Consider the following 25,713-nt stretch of genomic DNA (forward strand, 5'->3'; position numbering starts at 1 on the left):
CTATGCGCATTTAAGTAGTATATCATATTTCGAGGGCGAGCGCTATAAAAGTAATTCTGAATCTAAGCTAAATAGGATTTCTTTTCCCCTTAAAATGTTCAATCAACACAATTCCACCTGATACACATAACAAAACAAGATATGACAAATAAATAGGCATATACAAGCATTCAACAAGAACAACCCATATAATTAATAATAATTTAGAAATCCATTTTGTTGTTATTCTATCCGCTATCATAAATATAGATAAATTGATAATTACTTTAATAATTATCGCAGAGATAATAACTACTGACGTAAATTCTTCTCTATAATCTGTCAGTTCATATAAGGGATATAATAAATAACTTAATAAAACGCTAAGTATTATTAAAAACCAAATATTGAGTCCCTTTAAAAGTTTAGATTTACTATAGTAAAATACGCCAACCAAAAGAAAAAGCAAAACACTAAGCAATATTCCTATAATTAATAGATAATCTAATTGAATCATGAATTATACTGTCCTTTAATCATTTTTTATTTCTAAAAATCATTCCATAAGTGCCCATACAAAACAATACTATATTGATAAAATCTGAATTGATATATTTACTACTAAAAGAACATATTCTTTAATGCATAACCTAAACCAGCAATACCAAATAATATAGAAAAAATAGCAAAAAGACCACGTTTATAATACAAACTATTCCGCTTTTGATAAAAACCTGTGCATATAATAAAAAGTACGTAAACTCCCCAAACAACACCATATTGGGCAATAAATAAATAATCTTTATCAATTAAAAATTTACAATTTAATAGGACTACACTTACAATTGCAATTATTGTTAAATACTTGGTTAAATTACCAAAAGCTCTATGCTTTTTAATATATTCATATTCTTCATCAATGACACGTTTACTAAGCTCAAGTTTATATAACCCTATAGATAATGACATAGATATAAAAATCCAAAAATATCCTAATATTTCAAATTTGTTCATTTTACACCATCCACTATATGGTTACTTACTCAAATACTGCTGCAGGGTTTGATTTTCTAACGGCCCTAATTGTAAAGCCTTCCGATTTTTAATTGCATCAATGGTTAATGCTTCAAAGGTAACTTTATCAAAATCAGAAAACTCGTTAAAGGAATTAAACACTATGAATCGTTGATTTAGTAAATTAGGTAATACCTCTATGTCTTTCGTTCTTACTTTATTTAACTCATTTCGTGCATAAGATTCATATCTCTCATCACCTGCATTATTCTTGCTAAACCGACCTATATCAAGATTATTAGAATAATAGCTATATATAGCTTTCTGAGAGAAATCAAGCTTAGTCAATTTTCCAAATTTAAAGTTATAATAAGCATTATTTCTTAAAATATGCTCACTTCCATACTCACCAATAATAGTCCCTGTAGAAAGATCTACTATATCATTATGCTTAATCGAGTCTTCCTTTCTATACGATACATAGAAAGGTAACTTTATAGTATATCCAGCGTTTGGACCTGTATATCGTTTCTCACTATCATAAAAGATCTCATGCCATATATCTCTATCACTTTCATCAAGACTAGAAATATTAGGGTATAACTGATCAAGACTTACATTAAATTGTGTTTCTTTAGAATCTATCCGAGGAATGAAAGTATTATATTTATTAAGATTTTTATTCCAAGCATCTAGTAAACTTACATTTTCATCAAAAATACCAATACCGTCTAACGTTATGTAATAAAGTTTATTATCCACCTCATGAACAGCAACTACATTATCAGCAATCTTACGGTTTTCATTGCCATAATATAATCCACTCTCTTTAAGATCACTTAAATAAATCAAACTATTTTTAAAGTCACCACTTGCCAAGAAATATATCAATACTCCCAATATGAGTATATAAAGCACTACTATTATGCCAACAATATATCCAATCCATTTAATTACTCTCTTCAAATTCATAATAGCCCTCTATAAATAACACGATTTTATATGGCTACAATTATAACATACCCTATACTTTTACATATAATAGACTATTGTTAAGTACAAAAAAGACACCTCTTTCGGGCTACTTCTTTATTATGATTTATTGAGAGGTGTGTGGTATTAAATCAGCTATATGAGTAAACATTTAATTAAGATATAATATAATTAAAATAATGTACTCCAAAATGTACTCCAAAATTCCGCCAATAAATTAAACAATACCTGTTAAGCAATTACGATTTACTAAACTTCCTAAAGTAGTATAAAAGGAATATACAATGAAACCTTTTACCCTAAAACGATTTATATTATTACCACTGATTATACTATCCCTCATACTAACAACGGGTTGTCATCTTCTCTCACATTATAGTGAAGATGAGGTACAACAATATATAAATGAGGATTATCCTAATCTAACATATCACTTAGAGTCTCATAGGAACAATAGATGGCAAGTCACCTTTGACAAATATCCACAAATGCCCATTGAAATATCTGAAGTCTTGCACACCTCTGCACCTGTTGTACCACAAGTTGATCGAATGTTGATAACCAACATTCCGCTGATAACTGCATTCCCATTAATGAAAAACTATCTAACATCAGAGGAGTTATCCTATGGAACATATGATACATCTTCTTTGTATATTGAAATGCCTATCCCCTATTCGGCTATACAAAATCAAGATGTAATAAACTTTTACAATCGTATGGATCAATTCTGCAAAGAATATGCTGCAACATATCCAGATTTCAAAGAAAAAATATATATTAGAGTCATCATAAAACCTTCTGATGGTTCTGATGCACCGCAAGAGTATAGAAAAATATTCCGTTTATCCCAATATTAATAAAAGAGGTACCATCTAGGGTACCTCTTTTACGTATGAGACGACGTTATCATTTGAAATGTTAGAATTATTATATGTAACATCATTTCATATTGTCATTAATTCTTATAACGCGTCTAAAGAAATCATATCCTCCATTTATATTATTGCCAATTACCATTTCACTATCTTGAAAGTATGGTGAAACAGGTAAATAGCCCCAAATAACGCCTAAGCCGCCACATATATTGCGGCCACCGTCTCCACCTTTATAGGAAAATTCACCTTCGTCATAGACGATTTCTCTACAATACGGATCATCACCTATAATCAAGCCAAAAAAGTTTTCCTTTTCTAATGTATACTCTCCATCATTATCCATCCATCCATTCCATATGTTTTAAGTTCATAGAAAAATCTATATTGTTCCCCCATGGAAAAATGGTCCTACACCCCTTGCCAGATAAATACTCCCACTCTCTTCGTGTCGGTAAAGAGTACCCATGATTTTTTATGTTCTGTAACAATTTCTTAAATGTAGTTTCTTCATAAAGTTTACCATACCAATGGTTATCGTCTGTTTGATATAAACAAATGATATTATGAATCATTATTTCAGAAAGCCCCTTGCTTTCGGCTTTTTCTATCATCTGTTGCCACTCTTTATTTTGTCTGAGTTCCTCATCTGAAATAGGTGTCCAACAAGTTTCACTATACTCTTTTTGTACCAATAATGGATGGATTACAAACTCATCTTCTTGAGTAAAATTATGTTTAAAATACGTTTCTATGTTGGATAGTACCTCTTCATCTTCTAGTGTTTCGCGAATCTTAGTTTGAACATCGTCTTCACTAAAGATTTCATCTTCATAGCCCTCCACAAATGGATAGGCAAGCTCCGCCAAATTTTCATCATTAAAAATATCCTGCAATGGTTTATTTTTAAAATCAAACCCTAACGTAACAGTATCGCCAGGAACAAATACAAAGTCTATACCATCATGTGAACGATATACTGTTGTATATGTGGATTGTCTAAATGCAGCAAAGTCTTTAAAGGATATTAATTCTAGATTATATATTTCTCCAATTTGATATAACAATTCCTCCTTATCACTAATAGATAAGAGATCATATTGGGGATTATATAATTTTTTGATGGGAATAGACCTCATTATTTCACCTCTCCTTATTTTTACACATATACGTACACAACAATTATTCGAATCCTCTTTATCGTAAAAGTGTATTTTATTTATAATAATATTATAATGAATAACACAAAAGGCACCAATAATTAAATTGGTGCCTCTTTTATGTAATTATAGGTAGAGTCTATTCAATTATTAATCTAAATCGTAGAAACCAGATGGTTTATCGCTCAAGTTTACGATGATGTTTTTCATTTGAGTGTAGTGCTCAAGGATAACTTTATGAGTTTCACGACCGATACCGGATTGTTTATAGCCGCCAAATGGAGCGCCTGCAGGGATTGAGTTGTATGTATTTACCCACATACGCCCTGTTTCGATACCGCGAGCTACGCGGATAGCACGGTTGATGTTTTGAGTAAATACGCCACCGCCAAGGCCGTATAAGCTGTCATTTGCTTGTTCAATAACTTCTTCTTCGCTGTGGAATTTGATGACAACAGCTACAGGGCCGAAGATTTCTTCGCGAGCTACACGCATATCATTTGTAGCATCTACAATAAGTGTAGGTCTTACAAAGCAACCTTTACCAAGTTCGCCATCAGTAACACGTACACCACCGGCTACAATGCGAGCTCCTTCTTCTTTTGCAAGGTCTACATAACTCAATACTTTATTAACTTGGTCTTCGTAAATCAAGGAGCCAAGTTGAGTAGATGAATCCCAAGGCAAACCAACTTTCACCTTATCGAATAGTGCAGCAAGTTCAGCTACGAATTTATCGTAAATTGTATCTTGTACGAAGATACGGGAACCAGCGCAGCATACTTGACCTTGGTTAAAAAGAATACCGAGCATTGCCCCGTCAAGAGCTTGTTTCCAGTTCGCATCTTCAAAGAAGATATTCGCAGATTTACCACCTAATTCCAATGTGGCAGGAATCAAGCGTTCAGATGCTGCTTTATATACATCTAGACCTACCTCTGTAGAGCCTGTGAAAGCAAGTTTGCTAAAACCAGGATGATCAAGGATATATTGACCGGATTTAGAACCTTTACCAGTTACGATGTTTACAACACCTGGTGGCAAGATTTCTTTCAAAATATCGCCAAGTTCTAATAAGCTAAGAGATGTGTGGCTAGAAGGTTTGATAACAACTGTACAGCCTGCTGCAAGAGCTGGAGCCAATTTCCAAGCGGCCATTAGGAATGGGAAGTTCCAAGGCACAACTTGACCTACAACGCCAATCGGTTCACGAACGATGAGACTCAATGTATTTTCGTCAAATACTTGTGCAGAGCCTTCTTCGGAACGAAGCACGCCTGCAAAGTAACGGAAATGGTCCGCCCCAAGTGGAATATCCACGTTCAATGTTTCACGGATTGGCTTACCATTGTCGTATGTTTCAACTTGTGCCAAATGTTCTTTGTGAGTATCGATAGCATCCGCAATTTTCAATAAATAATCAGCACGTTCTACTTGAGAAACGTTTTTCCACGTTTTGAAAGCTTCTGTTGCAGCCTCTACAGCTTTATCAACATCGCCATATGTAGCCTCTGCACAGATAGCGAGTTGTTCGCCATTAGCAGGGTTATATACTTTAAATTCAGCACCGTCAGATGCCTTTACCCATTCATTATTAATTAAAAGTCCATATCTTTCTTTAAGGTTCAAGCTCATTGCATTACCTCCTCTTTAGGAATATGATTTAGGAATTTCCCCTCTATGGTTTCATCATACTCCCTATATCTAATTTTTTCAATTAGATATATCATTTTCGATATATCTGTTCTGCATTAATATACATAGTTTTTAGCTATATAGAAAAACCACACCCTCTAAAACCATAGAGGGTGCGGTTTTTGGTATAATGACTTTTAGTCAAGAATGCCTATCATTTAAAATCTATTAATGTAGATTAACTAGTCTTCTAAGAAATTATCAGTTTCGACGATCCCCATTATTAAGAGAACCATTATGGCGATTATCATTTTGACGTCCGCCATTATTACGGTTGTTGTTTCGGTTATCATTATTTCTACGTTGGCCATTATTATTTCTATTATGGTTATTATCGTTATTCTTTGGTTTTTCTGGTTGTAATGCTTTTACAGACAGACCGATGCGATTGCGCTTTACGTCAACAGAAATGATTTGAGCTTCGATAATATCACCTACAGCAAGCACATCAGATGGATGTTGACGGCTATTGCAAAGCTCGCTGCGATGTAATAGACCATTCGTTTTAAGCCCAAAGTCTACAAAAGCTCCGAAATCAACTACGTTATGAACAGTACCTTTTACAACGGTACCGACCTTGATATCTTCAAGGCTCACTACGTGTTTTCTGGTCAATGGAGCCGGTAAATCTTCCCGAGGGTCGCGACCTGGTTTAGCAAGAGCCGCCAAGATATCCCGAACAGTCGGCACGCCCGCATCAAGCTTGGCAGCCATTTTATCGGCATCCACAAGAGGTAATTTTACTTGCAATGCTTCTAATTGAGATTTATCTTGTAAGTCTTTTAAGGTAAAGCCTAATTCACCAATGATGCGCTCTGCCAATTCATAAGACTCTGGATGAACGGATGTATTATCCAGTGGATTTTTACCGTGTTGTAAGCGCAAGAAACCAGCACATTGTGTAAAGGCTGCAGGGCCTAAACGAGGTACTTTTAGCAATTCCTTACGGCTTTTAAACACACCATTCTCTTGACGGTATGCAACAATATTTTTAGCCACCGCACTAGAAATGCCTGCAACATGTTGCAAGATAGCTGGAGATGCAGTATTTAGCTCTACCCCAACGTGATTTACTACAGTTTCAACCACTTGATCCAAGGTATGAGTCAATTGTTTTTGGTTTACGTCATGTTGATATTGACCTACACCAATAGATTTAGGATCGATTTTAACAGATTCAGCCAATGGATCTTGCACACGGCGTGCAATAGATACAGCACCTCGAATGGTTACATCTAAATCTGGTAACTCATCGATAGCTAATTTAGATGCAGAGTATACAGATGCACCTGCTTCATTAGTGATGATATAGTGGCAATCTAATGTTTCCTCTTCAATCATAGTAGACGCAAATTGCTCTGTTTCATAGGATGCAGTACCATTACCGATAGATAAAAGAGTAACCTTAAACTTACGGATTTTATCAGCCAATACCTTTTGAGCTTCCTTGCGAAGCTTTTCACTATTTGTTAAATAGTACGCACCGTAATCGAGCACATTGCCTTGTTGATCGATAATCGCCATTTTACAGCCAGTACGGTAACCAGGGTCAAGGCCCATGATAACATGTCCAGTCAATGGTGGTTGTAACAATAGATTTTTAAGATTTACACCAAATACCTTGATAGCTTGCTCATCGGCTTTTTCCGTCAATTCATTGCGAATTTCACGCTCTAAAGCTGGGAAAATAAGACGTTTGTACGCATCAGCTACAGCAGCCGCTTTATACTCTGCGAAGATCGACTTCGGATTTTTCTCTAACTTTTGTAACATATAAGCAATATAGGTGTCACCTGGTACAGTTAGAGCTAATTTCAAAGCACCTAATTTTTCACCGCGATTTACCGCCAAGATACGATGGGACGGCATTTGACGTACGGGCTCAGCATATTCAGCGTATTGCAAGAATTGTTGTTGTTCTTCCTCTTCACCGCTCAATTCAGCTTGAATAAAGCCTTCATTCCACATCTTCTTACGCAAGTACGCCCGGAAGTCTGCACTATCGCTGACGATTTCCGCTACGATATCAGAAGCACCTTGTATGGCATCCTCTGGCGTAGGAACCTCTTCTGTTATGTATTCTTTTGCGATCTCTAACGGATCACCAGAGATAACTGTATCGTTAAGAATCATTTCCGCTAACGGCTCCAAGCCACGTTCACGGGCAATCATGGCGCGCGTACGTTTCTTAGGACGGTACGGTAAATACAAATCCTCTAACTCTTGAAGCTTTGTTGCCGCTTCTAAGCACTTCATCAACTCGTCGGTCATCTTTTCTTGCTCTGTAATAGATGCAATGATTTCTTGGCGACGTGTTTCCAAGTTGCGCAAATATTTAATGCGTTCTTCAATGGTGCGCAATTGCTCATCTTGCAATTCGCCCGTCACCTCTTTACGATACCGTGCGATAAATGGCACCGTATTGCCTTCGTCCAACAATTCTACCGCAGCTTGCACCTGCTTTGGCTTAACATTTAATTCACTGCCAATAATGGCAAACATTCTTTCACTCATTTAGATGCCTTTCTGCGATAGGTTACAAAACGATGAGGATATTTGTTCTTTTCATCCACCGCGCCGTCTACTACGGATTCAATGGTGAAAGCCTCCTCAGAAAACTCAGGGAAAAATGCATCCCCATCAAATTCGTGGTCTACTTCAGTGATATACATAGTATCTACGTAAGGTAGAAAGGCCTCGTATACTTGAGCCCCACCAATAACGTAGGCCGCATCAAGAGCACGTGCTGCTTCAGCAGCCGCCTCAGGGCTATGGAAAATCTTAACACCTTCTGGTGCATCAAAGCCTTTATCACGAGTAATTACCCAATGCTCTCGATTTGGCAACAAGAACGGTAAGCTTTCAAAGGTCTTACGGCCCATGATGATAACATGGCCTGTTGTTTTTTCCTTAAAGAATTTCAAATCATTTGGCAAATGCCAAATCAAGGTATTATCTTTACCGATTACACGATTATGTGCTACGGCTACGATTAATGCTAACATACTGCCCTCTTTCGGTTAATACTATATGGCAACAGTCATAAGTTATGCTATTTAACAATGGTTATGAACACGATACTATATAGCAATAGCCATACATATTATGCTATTTAACAATTGTCATAAATACTATGCTATACAGCAACAGTCATGGATAATTTACCAAGGTGCTCATATCCATCTAAGATTATATCCTCTGGTGTGAAGTCATAGAAGTCTTTTACCTCAGGATTCACGATAATTTTTGGAGCAGGCAACGCCTGATTGCGACGTGCTAATTGCTCACGCAATGCATCTACGTGATTTTCATAGATGTGGGCATTATTGATGACATGTGTAAATTTACCTGGTTTTAGACCGGTTACTTGAGCAATCATACATTGTAATGCCGCATATTGAGCCGTGTTAAACGGAACGCCAAGCCCCATGTCACCACTGCGTTGGATGAGCATGCAGTTCAAGTAATCATCCCCTACATCCCATAAGGTTTCATACGCACATGGTTGCAACGCCATGTCATCTAAATCTTCAATATTCCAAAGGGTTACTATCATTCGGCGGCTATCAGGATCTTCTTTAATCGTTTTGATGAGCTTATCTAGTTGTTTGTACTTCGCAATTTGATAGCCGTATGCTTTACCAATAGTACCATCCTCACGCATCCATTCATCCCACACGTGCACATTCATTTCTTGCAATTTGCGTACGTCATTGGACTGCATTTGCCAAATCCAAAGTAATTCTTTTACAGCCGTTTTAAAAGCTACAAATTTTGTAGTCAAAATCGGAAACTCCTCTTGCAAATCAAATTGCATGATTTGTTGAGGCAATTTGTACGTTGCGATTCCTGTACGGTTTTGACCATAAATGCCATGATCTAAAATATTTTCAATAATACCGAGGTATTGTGTATCTGCTAAGCTCATATAGCCCCCTAAATCTATTTATAATAAGCCAAATAATACTAACGTATATCTTGCTAATCTTACTAAAATATATAGTACTATCATACTAAAAAATATATGGCACTACCATATATATAGTAAAATTTATTATCCCTTATATTCTGCAATGGCCTGTAAAAAGGTAAGTCCATATTTTTTCAACTTTGCTTCCCCTACGCCTTTAACATTGCCAAACTCACCTAATGTTGTAGGTCGTAAATTTGCCAAATCTATGAGTACTGTATCAGGGAAGATAAGATACGGTCTAAGGCCCGCTTCTTCAGCCAAGCGCTTGCGATGTTGCCGCAAATGTTCAAATAAACCGCCCGATGTAGGACTAGATTTTCCTCGTGCCACAGAGGTAGCAGATTTACTGTTGCGAGAAGGCACAGACACATGTTGTCTGATTTCCTCTACCTCTTTACGACCTGCTAACACTTCCTCCGCACCAGCCGTTAAAGATAACACAGGGTATTTTCCCCTCGAACTGCGCAAGTAGCCAGATGCTACAAACTGTTGAATAAGACCTTTAATAGATTTTTCATCTACATTGCTCAGTAAACCAAAGACAGACAATGCATCATGGCCAGCACGCATAATCCGATCCGTTCGCTCACCACGGACGATAGAGGTTATCATTGATGCCCCATATCGCTCATCAGTGCCCATAATGGCACGAAAAATAGCCTTTGCTTCTTTCGTAACATTGACCTTATCAGCAGAGCCCTTACAAGAGCTACAATTATCACAGGTTGTCCAAATGGTGCTTTCACCAAAGTAATTAAGCATATATTTACGCAAGCAATTACTACAGAAACAGTAATCAATCATGGACTGCAATTTGCGTAACTCCACATTTTGTCGTTCCGGCGTTTCAATGGACTGTTCAATTAAATACTTATGAACCTGCACATCCTGTCCACTATAAAGCAAGATACATTCAGCAGGTGCCCCATCACGTCCAGCTCGTCCTGCCTCCTGATAATAGGACTCCATATTACGCGGCATTTGATAATGTAGCACATAGCGTACATTGCTTTTATCAATGCCCATACCAAAGGCATTCGTCGCTACCATAACCTGTAATTTATCGTCTGCATAGGCATTCTGCATTTCACGGCGCACCTCGTCGTTGAGTCCTCCGTGGTAATGACCAGCTTTGATGCCCGCACGGGTTAAATTTTCATAAACCCGATCTACATCCTTGCGCGTTGCACAATAGATAATACCATTTTCATTCGCGTGTTCTCGCACATAATGGACAACGTAATCCATCCGCTTCGGTGTGCGGATGACAGAGAAGGATAAATTAGGCCGATCAAAACCCGTCACGTATACATTAGCCTTATCTAGGCCTAATAATTTTTTTATATCATTTTCTACATATTTCGTCGCCGTCGCCGTGAAAGCCCCCACGATAGGTCTCTTTGGCAATGAATTGAGCCACTCTCCGATAAGTCGATAAGACGGTCTAAAATCATGGCCCCACTCAGAGATACAGTGAGCCTCATCCACGATAACTTGAGCAATCGGTAACGCTCGCAGTACATTACAGAAAAAATTAGAGCTCAACCGCTCTGGCGCAATATATAAGAGTTTAATTTTGCCACTGCGTACTTCGTACATGGTTTTATTAAACTCTGCTTGGGTAAGCGTACTATTGATAAGTGCCGCTGGTATATTCTGTACTAAAAGACCATCCACTTGGTCTTTCATAAGAGAAATGAGAGGAGAAAACACGATAGTCAAGCCCGCCTTACAGAGCGCAGGAATCTGGAAACAGATAGACTTTCCAGCCCCTGTCGGCATGATTCCAATTACATCTTCGTTCCTCAACAAGGATGCAATAGGAGCCTCTTGAGCCGGTCTAAAGGAGGTATACCCAAAGTAGGTCTCCAACATACGCAACGCTTGTTGTTTCGTCACAATTTGATGCGGTTTAGGTACTTCATGCTTAGTGCCTACTTGTTGTTCCATAAGGTCCTCCTTTCACGTTCCAGAAATGTAAATATTAATCTCGATTACTACTGACCAATATTTCGTATACCCAATACGAAATATCGTTTTTCCATTCTTCTATTTTATCATATTTTGTTCGGTATGGGACTCATTAGTATATGATTTCATAAGCAACAATCTAATGCGTATCTCTAAAGTATATGGGCTAAATTGGTATAGGAATCTTGTTGATATCACTAATTTTTTACCCTCTAAAGTACTAATATGTGGTACAATAAAAATTATTTACTATACTATAGAATATAACTAGAACCTAAGGAGGTCTTATATAGGCATGACACAAGACAACTTAATGATTATTATCGCCTTTGCCTTATACCTAGGACTCATGATGTATATCGGGGTCTACTACTATCGCAAATCAAACAGCATTGGTGATTACATCCTCGGTGGCCGACAACTAGGACCATGGATCACAGCACTCAGTGCAGAGGCATCAGATATGAGTGGTTGGATGCTCATGGGTGTGCCTGGTCTAGCGTATACTACGGGGATTTCTGGTGTATGGATTGCCGTAGGCCTCACATTAGGTACATGGGCGAACTGGAAATTCGTTTCTAGACGCTTACGTAACCATACTGAGGTAGCCAGTGATAGCTTGACATTACCGGATTATTTGAAGAATCGTTTCCACGATCAATCGCATTCGGTAGCTGTCATTTCCGCCTTATTTATCTTAATTTTCTTCTTGATTTATACATCATCAGGATTCGTGGCAGGGGGCAAATTGTTCAATACCATCTTTGGTCTTGATTACACCGTATCCCTCTTTATCACCGCTGGCATCGTCGTATTTTATACCTTCCTTGGCGGATTCCTTGCCGTATCTTGGACAGACTGTATTCAAGGCGCATTAATGTTCTTTGCCATCTTGGCAGTACCAATTACAGCAGCCATGTACATGGGTGGCCCTATTGAAACATTCCAACTCATCCAACATGAGTTTCCACAAGGACTTAGCTTGTTTGGTAATCCATCTGATTGGTTTACTTGGGCTATCGGCCTAATTTCTTCTCTTGGTTGGGGTCTTGGCTACTTTGGTCAACCTCACATCCTAGTTAGATTCATGGCTATCTCTGATGCGAAAGAACTTAAGAAATCTACGAACATCGCCATGGTATGGGTTATCTTATCTCTTATGGCAGCTATTGCTGTAGGTCTCATCGGTCATGTTTACATGCTGCCAGATAAGTTAGTAGGCACTGATGCGGAAACAATATTCCTCATCATGACAGAACGCCTCTTTACTCCATTTGTAGCTGGGCTTATCTGGTCCGCCGTATTGGCAGCCATCATGAGTACCGCATCTGCTCAATTATTAGTAACAGCTTCTGCTATTTCTAATGACTTCTATGCTAATATCATCCATCCAAAAGCAAGCGATAAAGAGCTTGTATTAGTAAGCCGTATCGTAGTACTTCTAGTGGCATTGATTGCCATCTATATGGCAATGGACCCAGACAGCTATATCTTGACGATGGTAGCCTATGCTTGGGCAGGCTTCGGCGCAGCCTTCGGTCCAGCAATCTTGTTCTCCTTGTTCTGGAAGCGCATGACGCGTCACGGATGTATCGCTGGTATTGTTGTAGGTGGTTTAACAGTACTCATTTGGAAACAATTTGGATTCTTTGGCCTATATGAAATTGTGCCAGGCTTCATCTTCTCTTCTATCGCAATCTATATTGTAAGCCTCATGGGTAAATTGCCTCCACGTCCGGTTCTAAAAGACTATAGAGAAGCAGAAAAAATGCATATTCTATAAGAAAACATAAAAAAGCTAGTTGATTCACCGATCAACTAGCTTTTATTTATGAGTATTGGTGTAAACCTTCTTCAATTGCGGCTTTTACTTCTGTCACTAAAGAAGCTGGAGTAAGCACCTTTACACTTTGCATATATTGGAGCGCCCAATATTTAAAGGCGTCATGATTAACACGTACACGACATACAACATTATCAGCTGTTATATTTGTAAACTCTACATTGCCATCGAACCAATCTAAAATTTGATTTACGATGGAACGTCTAGCTTTAAACGTAACAGTAATAGATTCACCACCGAACATATAAATATGTTCCTTTACGTATTGTGACACATTAAAGGTGCGTTGTTGTTGATATCCCTTTATCTCCCGCAAAGGTTTTCTACGTTCATTTAGCACCGCAATATGTGCAATTCGATCAACGCGTAATGTAGACATGTCATCATAATTTTCGTGATTTCCCACCAAGTAATAATGTCCTCGATTCATTACTAGTTGGAATGGATTAAATACATACTTCCGTTCCTTATGATCTGGCCCAAGATTAATATGTAATCGCTTATCCACATCTGGTTGGCAATAGGCCAATGAAATTTTTCTACCCTTTTGTATTGCTTCTTCTATGAGATCAATATTAAGAAATAAATCTTGGCTTCTATGAAGGTACCCCGTATTACTTTCAATATCAATACCATGAGGCTTAAAATAGGAGCTACCCAATTTTGCAACACGCCCGATTAAATCTTTACGTTGAGATGCAGTAATATGGCGAGATGCCAATATACCATCAATCAATAATCGCAATTCAGAATCTTCAAAGGTATGAATCATATAGAAATCAGTACGTCGAATGGTGCCATCTGCTCCCACAGCAGACTCTTCACATTGAATACTAAAATCTCCAGATTCATATAAATCATTTAAATGACGGCCTAAGGTTTTCCGATCGACGGATACCTCGTACCGTTCGGCTAATATACTGCGAATCTCCTCTTGAGATAACGTATGATTAGCATCTGTTTCGTCTTTCAGGATTTCTAGTATATATACTAGAACTGCCTTCTTAGATGCCATAAAAGACTCCTTTTACAAATAATACAATTAATACAACTTTATCAACTAATACAATTTATAGAATCATCCACAACACATCGGATGATATTTACAAAATACCCATACACATTATACCATACTTTCATGAACGGTTCATTTTTTCCTCATTAAAATTATCGATTTACTATACTTTTTCAGCAATATAAAATAACTAAAAGTAATAAATATAAAATAAAAGTAAATTTAATTATATTAAATAAAACCCGTTAACACTTAATACATATAAATATTATAAGTGTAACGGGTTTTTATTTTAACTATGAAATCAAAATGAATATAATACAACTTCATAGCAATACAATCAAATAACGAGCTCTATCAATTAGAAAATACTACCTGTTTTCTTACTTCTAATAAAGCCCAATTTTTCCATACGCGTTGTTAATTCATTATAAAAAGCTTCAGCCATGGCATTTTGATGCTTTGTAGGTTGAGACTGATCTGCACTAAAGAGAGCATCTTTAATCTTTTTAATTATCGTGGATTTCGCTTTTGGTTTGTTCAATAACTCCATAAATAATAAATCCTCTTCAGAAATATCACCAATAGCATCATTGAACATATCTGCCCCATACATATATTCACTACCACCATTCACAATAGCTTTTACAAAGTTTGTAAAACGGGCAGGTATATAAGATAAGCCCTCCATATACTCTTCTGTTACAGGGAATGTTTTATAGAAGCGAATACCACCGCGTACCATATGTTCTACTACAGCTCGATATAAATTACATACAACAGGTTCTAATTCATCATCAGATGCATGAGCCGCCTCATGAGCCGCTTTCAAAATAGCGAGGGCCTCGATCATATTGAACGTACCACCATCTTTGATAAGCGCTTGGAACGTATCTCTTACGAGCTCATTTTCAAACATTTCCAGTGCTTCCTCATCAAAGAGAATTTGGAAAACAAAGCTATTTACAATAGTACGTACAGGAATTGTATTCACTTCAGCCGGATTCGCAATAGCATAGTTGATATCTTTTGCAGCGCTAGCTTTACAAATAATAGACTTGCGGAATGTTGTATCTAGTATAAAATCTAAATATTGTTCTTGATCCGCTTGGCTATTAGGAGCCAGTTGTTCAAGTTTAGCTGCTATACTTTCATCATAGGTACGAACCATAGATAGTGTAAGGTCTGCATCGCATACATAAGCAAGATTATGCGCTTTCAAATGATCATTAAATTGATAGAAATAGCACGGATCATTATGCGGCTCTAGATGGTCATGACCTACATAATAGTCCTCCTTTTGCATAACAGAGCGCAATGCACCAAGAAATTTACTATTTCGTTCTTTAAGGTTATCATAGTTAAGAATCTGAGCACCTACAAGACTGCCTACGGTCTTACCGCGCAACACCTTTTCCTTATGGGTCAACTTATCTTGGCCACGATTAGCAAACAGCATGAGCTGACGTACTTCTTCCATGGTATGCCAACCTGGATACGTATTGTAAGACACATAGGCAATACCATTATCCGCCAAATGATTAGAAATAATATTGAGCAGCTTATCCTTCATTTCATCATTGATCCAAGAGTAGAATCCATGTGCAATAATATAATCGAAAGTCCCCATAGATTCGTCAAAATTCAAAATATCTCCTTGCACCAAGGATACATTCTCTAATTTTGCATCACAAATAATTTGATTGCCCTTCTCTACTTGGTCTTGTGAAAGTTCAATGCCTACAAAGGTCGCCTCTGGGTTAAATACAGCTTGAGAAATAATATTACCGCCATAAGTAGCGCCTAGTTCAAGAACACGAGCTGTCTTCGCAGGTGGAGTATTTAGCCCTACAAGAGCACCATATGCTTCTAAATAGACCGGCGTTGTAAAAGGAAATGGATAGGATTTATAGCCTAACTCTTTATATATCGTTTGTTGCATGTCTTCCATTGCTATTTGTGAATTATCCTTAGCCATATGTACCTCTATGTTTAACTTTATGAAATATACATTGTTATTTATCATTATACCAAATTACTAGTATATTACCTACGTTTAAAGCAGTTATTACCTAAATAATATGATATTAACACATTTAGCTATATAGTATTACATACAAAAGAGGCACCCTTGAAAGGGTGCCTCATATAGTTCTCAGTCGTTAAATAACGAATTATTTTACGTCTTCAAAACCTTTTTGCAAGCGAACATAGCTTAAGCGACGTTCTTTAGCGTCTTTTTCAGTTTTAGCGAATAATTCTTCTGCAACGTCTGGAGCTGCTTTAGCCAAGGAAGCGTAACGTACTTCACCTTTAAGGAAGTCTTGGAAGCTTTCAGTTGGTTCTTTGGAATCCAAGGAGAATGGATTTTTACCTTCTTCTTTAAGTTGAGGGTTGTATCTGTAAAGATCCCAGTAACCAGCTGCAACTGCTTTACGTTGTTCTTCTTGAGCTTTACCCATACCAGCTTTGATACCATGGTTGATACATGGGCTGTAAGCGATGATCAAGGATGGACCTGGATATGCTTCAGCTTCTGTAACAGCTTTCATCAATTGGTTTTTGTCTGCACCCATAGCTACTTGTGCTACGTATACATAACCATAAGACATAGCCATCATGCCAAGGTCTTTCTTCTTAGTACGTTTACCAGAAGCTGCGAATTGAGCAACTGCTGCTACGTTAGTGGATTTAGATGCTTGACCACCAGTGTTGGAGTATACTTCAGTATCGAATACGAAGATGTTTACGTCTTCGCCAGAAGCTAATACATGGTCAACACCGCCGAAGCCGATGTCGTATGCCCAGCCGTCACCACCGAAGATCCAGTGAGAACGTTTGATCAAGAATTGTTTTTTCTCAAGAATTTCTTTCAATTCAGGAGTTGTAGCGCCTTCAGCTTCGATAGCTGCTACTAAACGTTCGGAACGTTGACGAGTAGCTGCACCAAGGTTAGCAAATTCAATCCATTGTTCTAAAGCGTCTTTCAATTCGCCAGTAGCAGTTTCAACTGCTTTAGCAGCCAATTCTACTAATTGTTGGCGGATTTTCTTAACACCGATGTACATACCATAACCATACTCAGCATTATCTTCGAACAAGGAGTTTGCCCAAGAAGGACCATGACCTTGTTGGTTAGTTGTGTATGGAGATGCAGGCATGGAAGCACCCCAGATGGAGGAACAACCAGTTGCATTGGCAATCATCATACGGTCACCGAACAATTGAGTTAACAATTTAGCATAAGGAGTTTCACCACAACCTGCGCAAGCACCGGAGAATTCGAACAATGGTTGTTCAAATTGGGAACCTTTAACAGTTTCCTTCTTCATAGGATTTTCTTTTACAGGAAGGTTAACACCATAGTTCCAAGCTTCAGCTTGTTCGATTTCAGTATCGATGGATGTCATCACGATAGCTTTGCCTTTAGGAGCTGGACAGATATCAACACAGTTACCGCAACCCAAGCAATCTAATGGGGATACAGCGATACGGAATTGAAGATCTTTAGCACCCAATGCAGGGATTGTATCGAAATGTTCTGGAGCTGCAGCCACTTCTGCTTCAGTTGCCAAAATTGGACGAATTGTAGCATGTGGACATACAAAGGAACATTGGTTACATTGAATACAGTTTTCAGGCAACCATTTTGGAACGAACAATGCAGGACCGCGTTTTTCGAATTTAGCAGTACCAGCAGGTAATGTACCATCTTCATAGCCAGAGAATTTGGATACAGGAAGATCATAACCAGCTTGTGCATTGATTGGTTGTGCAATATTTTGAACGAAGGATGGGCAAGATTCGCAACCAGGTTTAACTGCATGATTGCCATCATCTACTGCGTCTTTCCAGCTAGCAGGAACATCTACTTTTACCAAAGCGTTAACACCTTGATCGATAGCAGCATTGTTCATGTCAACGATATTTTGACCTTTTTTACCGTAAGAAGTTACTACGGATTCTTTAAGGTATTTAACAGCATCATCTACAGGGATGATTTCAGTCAATTTGAAGAACGCAGCTTGCGTTACCATGTTGATACGACCGCCCAAACCGATTTCGGAAGCGATTTTCGCAGCATTGATGATGTAGAAGTTCAATTCTTTTTCTGCGATTTGACGACGTAATTTAGCAGGTAAATGTTCATCCAATTCTTCAGGAGACCAAGTACAGTTCAATAAGAATGTACCGCCTTTTTTGATGCCGCGAATCAAGTCGTATTCATGTACATAAGATTGACGGTGACATGCTACGAATTGAGGTTCAGTAATCAAGTAAGGCAAGTTGATTGGGTTTTTACCAAAACGAAGGTGAGACATTGTTACGCCACCAGATTTTTTGGAGTCGTAGTCAAAGTATGCTTGAGCATACATATCAGTGTGGTCACCAATGATTTTGATAGCGGATTTATTCGCACCAACTGTACCGTCAGAACCAAAGCCCCAGAATTTACATTCAGTCAAACCAGGAGTTTCAACTTCTACGCCTTCAGCACGATCTAAGGACAAGAATGTAACATCATCATTGATACCCAATGTGAAGAATTTCTTACCATTTTCAGCAGCTAAATTATCGAATACAGCAACGATGTCTGCAGGGATAACGTCTTTGGAGCTCAAACCATAACGACCAGCGATAACTTTTACATTACGGCCACCGTCAACTACAGCTGCTTGTACGTCTAAGAACAATGGTTCAGCCAAAGCACCTGGTTCTTTAGTACGGTCAAGAACTGCAATGCGTTCTACAGTTTTAGGAAGAGCTTTCAACAAACGATCTGTTGCGAATGGGCGGAACAAATGAACGTTGATAAAACCAACTTTGCGACCCAATTTGTTGAGGTAATCCACAGTGGATTCTACAACTTGAGCGGAAGAACCCATAGTTACAACAACATCAGTAGCATCAGGAGCACCATGGTAGTTGAACAATTGGTAGTTAGTACCTGCCAATTTATTAACTTCGTTCATGTAGTGTTCTACAACGTCAGGAACGTTCAAGTAGAATTTGTTGGATGCTTCACGATGTTGGAAGTAAACGTCAGGGTTTTCTGCAGTACCACGAGTTACAGGAGCATCTGGATTTAAAGCATTTTTACGGAACGCTTTAACAGCATCCATGTCAACCAATGGTTTTAAATCTTCATAGTCCCAGATTTGAATTTTTTGAATTTCGTGGGATGTACGGAAACCGTCGAAGAAGTTGATGAAAGGTACGCGAGTTTTAATAGCTGTCAAGTGAGCTACCGCGGACAAGTCCATTACTTCTTGTACAGAGGATTCAGCTAACATAGCACAGCCAGCTGCACGAGCAGCCATTACGTCTTGGTGGTCACCAAAGATGGCCAAAGCATGTGCAGCCAATGCACGAGCAGCTACTTGGAATACACCTGGAAGTAATTCACCTGCTACTTTATATAAGTTAGGAAGCATCAATAACAAACCTTGGGAAGATGTAAAGGTTGTTGTTAATGCACCAGCTTGTAAAGAACCGTGGGTTGCAGCAGCAGCACCTGCTTCAGATTGCATTTCTACAACTTGAACAGTGTTGCCGAAGATGTTTTTTCGACCAGATGCAGCCCATTCATCAATGTGTTCTGGCATTGGAGAAGATGGAGTGATTGGATAAATCGCAGCAACTTCTGTAAAACCATAAGAAACGTGAGCAGCCGCTTGGTTGCCGTCCATAGTTTTAAATTTACGACTCATGTGATTATTGCCTCCTTAAGCATTTAGCAAAAATAGAACACTTGCTTAATCTATCATTATGTTTAGGAATAACAACCATTACAAACTTGCGCACATGAAAAAATAATGCAATAATATATATGTTATATATAATATGGCATTATGTGTGAGCATACTTTTTTGTGATGGGCACAACCATAATTCCTAATATCATAACTTGATATAGCCCTATATGCTAATTATAACGTGCTGGGCCCTATCAACGCAACACATACAGTGACTGTCGCTTTGCCAATATTGCTATCCATGCTTTACATAAAGTAATAGCTAATTGCATTACAGTAATAACTATTCTCATTTAGTTAGGTCACGTCCTATAACCAAGTTTTATTTTTAGGGGGTTAATTATGGATTTTCATCATTTGAAATACTTCGTTGAAGTAGCTGATCAAAAAAGCTTTAGTAAGGCTGCAAGGAATTTACACATCTCCCAATCTGCAATCAGCCGTACAATCAAAGCTTTAGAAGACGAACTTGGTGTTGTTCTCTTCATGCGTAATGCTAAATCTGTAGAACTTACTGATGGGGGTACCATCTTCTTAACCCACGCTAAACGCGTTGTGTTTATGTTTGAACATCTAAAAACTGATTTTGAAAACGAATTTCGTTTGGAGCAAGGTTCCATCAGAATTGGTATTCCACCAATTACGGATGCTCCCATTTTTGCCCAGTTATTAGGTGAATTTAAAAAAGTATATCCACAAATCGAATTGGAACTCTACGAACAAGGTTCTAAAAAGGTTGAGATCAGCGTTCAGGAAGGTTTAATTGATATTGGCATCATCTGTACTAAACCAAACCCTAAAGAATTTGAATCCTTCTACCTTACGAGTGACCCACTGTCCGTTATCATTCCAAAATCTAGCCCTTTAGCAAAAGAAAAAGAAATTCGCCTAGAAATGCTAGCTGATGAATCCTTTGTATTGCATAAAGACGATTTCAACTTACATGATGAAATCATCAAGGCTTGTAAACACACCGGCTTCCAACCGCACATCGTGTTTGAAACAAGCCAACGTGATCTCATGTTACAAACGGTTAGTGCAAACCTTGCTATTGCATTATTACCATCTCGCCTCTGCCCTGAGGTAGGTGAAAATACAGAGGTTGGTTCTAAGGTTGTCGTAAGACCTCTCGTACCTGAAATTATTCATACTCTTTATGTAATTTGGAAAAAGGGTCATTACCTCTCCCACGCTTCTCGCTTGTGGTTAGACTTTGTAAACTCCAAATTACCATTACCTGGATTACAACTCGAGGATCGTCAATAATGAACAAACCATCTGGGCTCGCATCTAAATTGCGAGCCCTTTTGAAAGCTAAAGAAGCTCCCATGTGGGGCGTTATCATTGTGCTGGTTATCGTTATCATATTCCAGCAAATACAAATCTCTGAATTACAATGGCGTGTCGATGAAGACCACGATGGTTCTACCATCGACAGTGTAGCAGGTCGTCTTTACATTCTTGAAGGGATGGCTAATAAGCATAGCGACCAACTAGACGAAATCCTAAAAGATATTCGTCAACTACAAAATGACGGTGCCAAGTACGACTGGGAACTAAAACAATTACAATGGTTACATCCAGAACTTAAAGTACAACCACCAGAGGCAAACCCACGCCCATTCAAATCCACAGATCTAAACCTCGATATGAATCCTGGGAAAGTGCCTGATGTAACAAAACAAAATCAATAAAGAAATCAGGAATAAATAAAAGCACCTTACATACCTACAAAAGTCATCACAAATGACTCTTCTCATAGGATATAAGGTGCTTTTTTCATTATTCTATTATAGATTTAATTGCTAATTTTCCCATAATACGTCTCTGCAATGACAAGTTGCTCCTACTTGCGATACCCTTCTAATTTATATGCATATTCACTTAAAAGCTCCTTTGAATAAATTTTTTCATTTTTTGAATCTCTAACCTCTTTCCAAATAATAGACGCTACTTTTAATTTATTCGAATAATTGCAACTACATTCATCTGCACAAAAATCCTTATAAAATTGATTCCATTGACAAACCGAATTATCATACTTTGCATAATCTGATTCACCATAATATACTTTCAGCAAATCTCCGATTGTAAAGCTTATATTTTTTTCACTTTTTACTTTTCTCCAAGCAGTAGCCATATCAGCATTAAATTTAAATCGTGAAACACCTATTAAATCAGAGAAATATTCTCTAAACTTCGTATTAAAGGAAAAATTACATTCAAGTAATGGTGTATCTAAAGTAATAGTTTCCACTTGCCTTCTTCTATTTTTTATTGATGATTTTTTAATTAAATCGCCTTTAAAGTACTGCTCAATAATATGATTGAGTTCTTGTTTTGTTCCCCTGTATTCTAATCCTAATGATTTACATATTTGTGAAAGTTCATCACGATACCAATAATATTTATTAAATTCATCAAATGATGTAATTTCATCAAACTTAGGTCTACACTCTTTCAATATTTGTCTCCTCAAGTTTAAATAATACTATTTTGTAAATTGTAACATAAAATTGAATAGTATCCAAAATCACACCATTGAAGCATTCGTTAAATATTTTCCTATTAAGTTGTCTATAATCTAGTTATCTATAATATAGCTCTACTTAATCCTCTTTATGTTCCATAGATTTTGGAAGTGTCAAAATTAATAGACCAGCAAGGAACATACAAGCCCCCATTACATAGTAACCATAAGCAAAGCTACCAGTGTGACCATTGATGAATCCAAGCATATAAGGACCTACCCAGCCCCCCATATTACCTGAAGAGTTAATGAGTCCCATCGCCCCCGCTGCAGCAGCGCCAGATAAGAAGGTTGTTGGCATGGTCCACCATACACCCATACCACCGTAAACACCTACTGCAGTTAAGCATATAAAGAATAAGCTAACTTCTGGAGATGGACTGTGTGGTGTTGCTAAGAAACCAATAGTACCAATGAACAATGTAGTAGCAACGTGCCAACGTTTTTCATTGCGCTTTTCAGAAGAGTAACCACAGTATATTTGTACAAGTAAGGCTGCTGTCATTGGAATAGCAATAGACCACGCTACCACGCTTGGTGGCCATCCAGATAAGCTTTTAAGAACTTGAGGCATCCAAAAACTAAAGCCCCAGAAACCAATAACCCACAAGAAATAGATTAACGCTAAACGCAATACTTTTGGGTCTTTTAACGCTTGCCAAATAGTATATTTCTTTGCGGCTTGCTTTTGTTGTTCTTCTTTTTCAAGCTCGGCTTTAATATATACCTTTTCTACATCAGTTACCCAAGATGCATGTTCAGGACGCTCTTTCATCCAGAATGCGAAAATGAACGCAAAGATCACAGCAGGAATAGCTTCAACGATAAAGAGTGTACGCCAACCATGTAGACCAAAGAACGTTGTATCCAATAAAATACCTGCCAATGGCCCACCAATGATGTTAGAGAACAATAAAGATGTCAACATCAAGGAGATTGCCTTCGCTCGCTCCTTTGGCAAGAACCAATTTGGAATGAGTAATGAATAAATTACAGGATATAAAGAAGCCTCACATAGACCAAGTAAAAATCGATAAACATAAAATTCCAACTCAGTGGTCATCGTCGTCATAAGAATACATACGAGCCCCCAACTAAACATGATACGCGCCACCCAATGCATAGCATTACAACGAGCTGCAATTAAAGATGCAGGCACTTCAAACAAAACATAACCAATAAAGAAAATGCCTGCCCCCATACCAAATACTTCTGGCGTCAACCATGGTAAATTCTCCTTCATAGTCAAGCCTGCATAAGCAATGTTAACGCGATCCAGGAAGGCAATAATAGAAACAATAAACAATGGTAAGACTACGTGAAGCATACGACGTTTCGTAAAATCTCTGAAATTGATATCCCCACTTTGAGGCTCTAGTGTAGATGAGTTCATATAATTCCTTTCTACTTATTAAAATATTACATACTTTACCATCTTAAAAGAACAAACGTCCTCTGTCAATGGAATTTTATAGAGTATAGAAATAACAAATAGGAATAGTAAAACCAAAATAATGACATATAAAATAGAAAAGGTATATTCGCTAGAAATGACTGTATAAAATAAAAAAGCACTTTATAGTATGAATATATCTCTATCACAAGAGAAGAAAATACTATAAAGTGCTTTCATATTAATTAGTCTTAACAGGATCATAATCAGCAGGCACTGGAGCAACGATACTCACAAAGACAATATCTTCCGTTCCAGTATTTTTTGCACCATGACATTCACCCTTTTTAGATACTATAACTTGCCCCTTTGTAAAAGGCACCTCTGTATTAGGCGTTGGATAAAATACACCCTTGCCTTGCAATATAACCCATATATCATCAGAGTGATGATGATAATGTTTTGGTAAGATTTGACCAGGTTTAATAACCCATACTGAACCACCTGTGGAATCAGTTTGATAAAATGGCGTCTTAACAGCGTTCTCCAAACTTTCAACTTTCACAAGTTCCATATCAAAAACACGTTGATCACTCATAATGCTCACACCTTTCATTGATTAACAACTACCGAGTTCCAGATGCGTATTCACCCATATTAATGTCTAGAACCTCTCGAACGGGCTGGATTAAAGAATCCTCGTATTGAACCTTCCATTGGATGTCTGGACTCATATCTCCATTTTCTAAGCCGGCAATCGTTTCCCCATCACCGATAGGATTGTCGTGCTCAAAAATATAATACAACACACTATATGCATGATTCACTACCTCATCAGGATTCATACCGTGAAAGTGATACTGAACATCAGGCAAAAATAAGGTACTCATACCTAGAGAATCAACTATCATGTCTTCGGTACCTTGAATGCTAAAATAGCGCACATTTACAGCATAATAAATAAACCGAGTTACTGCTTTATCTGAATGATTTTCTATCGATTCACGACTTAAAAACTTATGAGACGGTCCAAATACAACGGCTTTACAAGACGGATATAATTCTAGCAATGCATCTACATATTTTACAAGCATATCTGCACGTTCTTTGGCCTCTAAACCAGAGGCTAACATATCCGTAGCAAACACCCTGTATTGGCACTCTGCTAACAACTCATCCACATTAGGACAATCCCACACCTGACTACGTTCAAAATCATCTAATACAGGCTTATCAATTTTTTCGCAATCAGTCACCATTAATGTCGGTGAAATATCTGCATCAGTATCCTCGTAATGGACCTTATAATTCTGAGGGGCGAAACTAGCAGACTCACGGCGGTGATCAAAACAATCAACAGGACCTAGATGCTTCGTGAATATCTCTATCATTGTATCCCGGTCAGGCATATCACACTGCTTCGGCATTAATAACTCAACGAAAAAGATACCACCTGGTCGGACTGAAGTATCTGTTAAATCTTGTTTAAAAACTTGGCTCATATGCTCTCTCCTATA

The 25,713-nt window shown here is 37.8% G+C and carries 21 protein-coding genes; 4 read left to right on the forward strand and 17 right to left on the reverse strand.

Annotated features, from left to right (window positions below; all coding sequences use genetic code 11):
* Nucleotides 1–67: 67 nt before the first annotated feature.
* From FNLLGLLA_RS07410 to FNLLGLLA_RS07420, 3 genes are all read right to left on the reverse strand, one after another.
* A complete protein-coding gene (locus tag FNLLGLLA_RS07410; RefSeq protein ID WP_156696938.1) occupies nt 68–496 on the reverse strand; it encodes a phosphatase in 429 nt (142 codons plus the stop codon).
* 104 nt (nt 497–600) lie between these two features.
* Nucleotides 601–993, reverse strand: a complete 393-nt coding sequence (locus tag FNLLGLLA_RS07415) for a hypothetical protein (protein ID WP_008715059.1) — start codon at nt 991–993, stop codon at nt 601–603.
* A 21-nt stretch (nt 994–1,014) separates the two neighbouring features.
* Nucleotides 1,015–1,965, reverse strand: a complete 951-nt coding sequence (locus FNLLGLLA_RS07420; protein ID WP_156696937.1) for a hypothetical protein — start codon at nt 1,963–1,965, stop codon at nt 1,015–1,017.
* 305 nt (nt 1,966–2,270) lie between these two features.
* Here FNLLGLLA_RS07420 and FNLLGLLA_RS07425 point away from each other — a divergent pair, with 305 nt between their 5' ends.
* On the forward strand, nt 2,271–2,846 hold the full coding sequence (locus FNLLGLLA_RS07425) for a hypothetical protein (RefSeq protein ID WP_174892355.1): 576 nt from the start codon (nt 2,271–2,273) through the stop codon (nt 2,844–2,846).
* An 82-nt stretch (nt 2,847–2,928) separates the two neighbouring features.
* On the opposite strand, the gene FNLLGLLA_RS09820 is transcribed toward FNLLGLLA_RS07425, so the two are convergent.
* From FNLLGLLA_RS09820 to recQ, 7 genes are all read right to left on the reverse strand, one after another.
* A complete protein-coding gene (locus FNLLGLLA_RS09820) occupies nt 2,929–3,207 on the reverse strand; it encodes a hypothetical protein (protein WP_229039600.1) in 279 nt (92 codons plus the stop codon).
* Nucleotides 3,200–4,000 (reverse strand): hypothetical protein, encoded by an 801-nt coding sequence (locus FNLLGLLA_RS07430; RefSeq protein ID WP_232054981.1) that lies wholly within the window; start codon nt 3,998–4,000, stop codon nt 3,200–3,202. Before FNLLGLLA_RS07430 ends, FNLLGLLA_RS09820 begins: the two co-directional genes overlap by 8 nt.
* Before the next feature lie 171 nt (nt 4,001–4,171).
* Nucleotides 4,172–5,656 carry an aldehyde dehydrogenase family protein gene (locus FNLLGLLA_RS07435; RefSeq protein ID WP_004696787.1) on the reverse strand — a complete coding sequence of 495 codons (1,485 nt, stop codon included), beginning with the start codon at nt 5,654–5,656 and terminating at the stop codon, nt 4,172–4,174.
* Between the two features lie 261 nt (nt 5,657–5,917).
* A complete protein-coding gene (locus tag FNLLGLLA_RS07440) occupies nt 5,918–8,230 on the reverse strand; it encodes a Tex family protein (RefSeq protein WP_232054982.1) in 2,313 nt (770 codons plus the stop codon).
* Nucleotides 8,227–8,721: a dihydrofolate reductase gene (locus FNLLGLLA_RS07445; protein ID WP_156697444.1), complete on the reverse strand. Its 495-nt coding sequence runs from the start codon at nt 8,719–8,721 to the stop codon at nt 8,227–8,229. The genes FNLLGLLA_RS07440 and FNLLGLLA_RS07445 overlap by 4 nt, the downstream gene beginning before the upstream one ends.
* A 131-nt stretch (nt 8,722–8,852) precedes the next feature.
* Complete coding sequence (locus FNLLGLLA_RS07450; RefSeq protein WP_156697443.1) at nt 8,853–9,644, reverse strand: thymidylate synthase; 792 nt, start codon at nt 9,642–9,644, stop codon at nt 8,853–8,855.
* 126 nt (nt 9,645–9,770) lie between these two features.
* Complete coding sequence (recQ, locus tag FNLLGLLA_RS07455; RefSeq protein WP_156697442.1) at nt 9,771–11,639, reverse strand: DNA helicase RecQ; 1,869 nt, start codon at nt 11,637–11,639, stop codon at nt 9,771–9,773.
* A gap of 316 nt (nt 11,640–11,955) precedes the next feature.
* Between recQ and putP the strand changes: the two genes are divergently transcribed.
* On the forward strand, nt 11,956–13,443 hold the full coding sequence (putP, locus tag FNLLGLLA_RS07460; RefSeq protein WP_004696839.1) for a sodium/proline symporter PutP: 1,488 nt from the start codon (nt 11,956–11,958) through the stop codon (nt 13,441–13,443).
* A 46-nt stretch (nt 13,444–13,489) separates the two neighbouring features.
* On the opposite strand, the gene FNLLGLLA_RS07465 is transcribed toward putP, so the two are convergent.
* The 3 genes from FNLLGLLA_RS07465 to nifJ all read right to left on the reverse strand — a co-directional run bounded on the left by FNLLGLLA_RS07465 (nt 13,490) and on the right by nifJ (nt 20,229).
* Nucleotides 13,490–14,518 carry a helix-turn-helix transcriptional regulator gene (locus FNLLGLLA_RS07465; protein ID WP_128114414.1) on the reverse strand — a complete coding sequence of 343 codons (1,029 nt, stop codon included), beginning with the start codon at nt 14,516–14,518 and terminating at the stop codon, nt 13,490–13,492.
* Nucleotides 14,519–14,879: 361 nt separating this feature from the next.
* Complete coding sequence (locus tag FNLLGLLA_RS07470) at nt 14,880–16,496, reverse strand: methyltransferase regulatory domain-containing protein (protein ID WP_156697441.1); 1,617 nt, start codon at nt 16,494–16,496, stop codon at nt 14,880–14,882.
* A gap of 196 nt (nt 16,497–16,692) precedes the next feature.
* Nucleotides 16,693–20,229 carry a pyruvate:ferredoxin (flavodoxin) oxidoreductase gene (gene nifJ / locus FNLLGLLA_RS07475; protein WP_004696929.1) on the reverse strand — a complete coding sequence of 1,179 codons (3,537 nt, stop codon included), beginning with the start codon at nt 20,227–20,229 and terminating at the stop codon, nt 16,693–16,695.
* A 386-nt stretch (nt 20,230–20,615) separates the two neighbouring features.
* Here nifJ and FNLLGLLA_RS07480 point away from each other — a divergent pair, with 386 nt between their 5' ends.
* Nucleotides 20,616–21,539, forward strand: coding sequence for a LysR family transcriptional regulator (locus tag FNLLGLLA_RS07480; protein ID WP_008602616.1), 924 nt, complete (start codon nt 20,616–20,618; stop codon nt 21,537–21,539).
* Nucleotides 21,539–21,967 carry a hypothetical protein gene (locus FNLLGLLA_RS07485; protein ID WP_038125714.1) on the forward strand — a complete coding sequence of 143 codons (429 nt, stop codon included), beginning with the start codon at nt 21,539–21,541 and terminating at the stop codon, nt 21,965–21,967. The genes FNLLGLLA_RS07480 and FNLLGLLA_RS07485 overlap by 1 nt, the downstream gene beginning before the upstream one ends.
* A gap of 152 nt (nt 21,968–22,119) precedes the next feature.
* Here FNLLGLLA_RS07485 and FNLLGLLA_RS07490 read toward each other — a convergent pair whose 3' ends face one another.
* The 4 genes from FNLLGLLA_RS07490 to FNLLGLLA_RS07505 form a co-directional block, all read right to left on the reverse strand.
* On the reverse strand, nt 22,120–22,737 hold the full coding sequence (locus FNLLGLLA_RS07490) for an SAP domain-containing protein (RefSeq protein ID WP_156697439.1): 618 nt from the start codon (nt 22,735–22,737) through the stop codon (nt 22,120–22,122).
* 145 nt (nt 22,738–22,882) lie between these two features.
* Nucleotides 22,883–24,196 carry an MFS transporter gene (locus FNLLGLLA_RS07495; protein WP_120055971.1) on the reverse strand — a complete coding sequence of 438 codons (1,314 nt, stop codon included), beginning with the start codon at nt 24,194–24,196 and terminating at the stop codon, nt 22,883–22,885.
* A 241-nt stretch (nt 24,197–24,437) separates the two neighbouring features.
* Entirely contained in the window at nt 24,438–24,794 is a 357-nt protein-coding gene (locus FNLLGLLA_RS07500; protein WP_156697438.1) for a cupin domain-containing protein, read from the reverse strand.
* 28 nt (nt 24,795–24,822) lie between these two features.
* Nucleotides 24,823–25,698, reverse strand: a complete 876-nt coding sequence (locus tag FNLLGLLA_RS07505) for a DUF4261 domain-containing protein (protein ID WP_156697437.1) — start codon at nt 25,696–25,698, stop codon at nt 24,823–24,825.
* Nucleotides 25,699–25,713: the final 15 nt, after the last annotated feature.

The sequence above is a fragment of the Veillonella parvula genome (assembly GCF_902810435.1).
In the GTDB taxonomy this organism is placed as follows: Bacteria; Bacillota; Negativicutes; order Veillonellales; family Veillonellaceae; genus Veillonella.

What these genes read in the sequence shown, in the direction of transcription:
- FNLLGLLA_RS07500 (WP_156697438.1), bottom strand. Translation starts at nt 24,794, where the DNA reads ATGAGTGATCAACGTGTTTTTGATATGGAACTTGTGAAAGTTGAAAGT.
- FNLLGLLA_RS07445 (WP_156697444.1), bottom strand. Translation starts at nt 8,721, where the DNA reads ATGTTAGCATTAATCGTAGCCGTAGCACATAATCGTGTAATCGGTAAA.
- nifJ (WP_004696929.1), bottom strand. Translation starts at nt 20,229, where the DNA reads ATGAGTCGTAAATTTAAAACTATGGACGGCAACCAAGCGGCTGCTCAC.
- FNLLGLLA_RS07465 (WP_128114414.1), bottom strand. Translation starts at nt 14,518, where the DNA reads ATGGCATCTAAGAAGGCAGTTCTAGTATATATACTAGAAATCCTGAAA.
- FNLLGLLA_RS07505 (WP_156697437.1), bottom strand. Translation starts at nt 25,698, where the DNA reads ATGAGCCAAGTTTTTAAACAAGATTTAACAGATACTTCAGTCCGACCA.
- recQ (WP_156697442.1), bottom strand. Translation starts at nt 11,639, where the DNA reads ATGGAACAACAAGTAGGCACTAAGCATGAAGTACCTAAACCGCATCAA.
- FNLLGLLA_RS07480 (WP_008602616.1), top strand. Translation starts at nt 20,616, where the DNA reads ATGGATTTTCATCATTTGAAATACTTCGTTGAAGTAGCTGATCAAAAA.
- FNLLGLLA_RS07450 (WP_156697443.1), bottom strand. Translation starts at nt 9,644, where the DNA reads ATGAGCTTAGCAGATACACAATACCTCGGTATTATTGAAAATATTTTA.
- FNLLGLLA_RS07435 (WP_004696787.1), bottom strand. Translation starts at nt 5,656, where the DNA reads ATGAGCTTGAACCTTAAAGAAAGATATGGACTTTTAATTAATAATGAA.
- FNLLGLLA_RS07495 (WP_120055971.1), bottom strand. Translation starts at nt 24,196, where the DNA reads ATGAACTCATCTACACTAGAGCCTCAAAGTGGGGATATCAATTTCAGA.
- FNLLGLLA_RS07485 (WP_038125714.1), top strand. Translation starts at nt 21,539, where the DNA reads ATGAACAAACCATCTGGGCTCGCATCTAAATTGCGAGCCCTTTTGAAA.
- FNLLGLLA_RS07415 (WP_008715059.1), bottom strand. Translation starts at nt 993, where the DNA reads ATGAACAAATTTGAAATATTAGGATATTTTTGGATTTTTATATCTATG.
- FNLLGLLA_RS07420 (WP_156696937.1), bottom strand. Translation starts at nt 1,965, where the DNA reads ATGAATTTGAAGAGAGTAATTAAATGGATTGGATATATTGTTGGCATA.
- FNLLGLLA_RS07440 (WP_232054982.1), bottom strand. Translation starts at nt 8,230, where the DNA reads ATGAGTGAAAGAATGTTTGCCATTATTGGCAGTGAATTAAATGTTAAG.
- FNLLGLLA_RS07410 (WP_156696938.1), bottom strand. Translation starts at nt 496, where the DNA reads ATGATTCAATTAGATTATCTATTAATTATAGGAATATTGCTTAGTGTT.
- FNLLGLLA_RS09820 (WP_229039600.1), bottom strand. Translation starts at nt 3,207, where the DNA reads ATGGATAATGATGGAGAGTATACATTAGAAAAGGAAAACTTTTTTGGC.
- FNLLGLLA_RS07470 (WP_156697441.1), bottom strand. Translation starts at nt 16,496, where the DNA reads ATGGCTAAGGATAATTCACAAATAGCAATGGAAGACATGCAACAAACG.
- putP (WP_004696839.1), top strand. Translation starts at nt 11,956, where the DNA reads ATGACACAAGACAACTTAATGATTATTATCGCCTTTGCCTTATACCTA.
- FNLLGLLA_RS07430 (WP_232054981.1), bottom strand. Translation starts at nt 4,000, where the DNA reads ATGAGGTCTATTCCCATCAAAAAATTATATAATCCCCAATATGATCTC.
- FNLLGLLA_RS07425 (WP_174892355.1), top strand. Translation starts at nt 2,271, where the DNA reads ATGAAACCTTTTACCCTAAAACGATTTATATTATTACCACTGATTATA.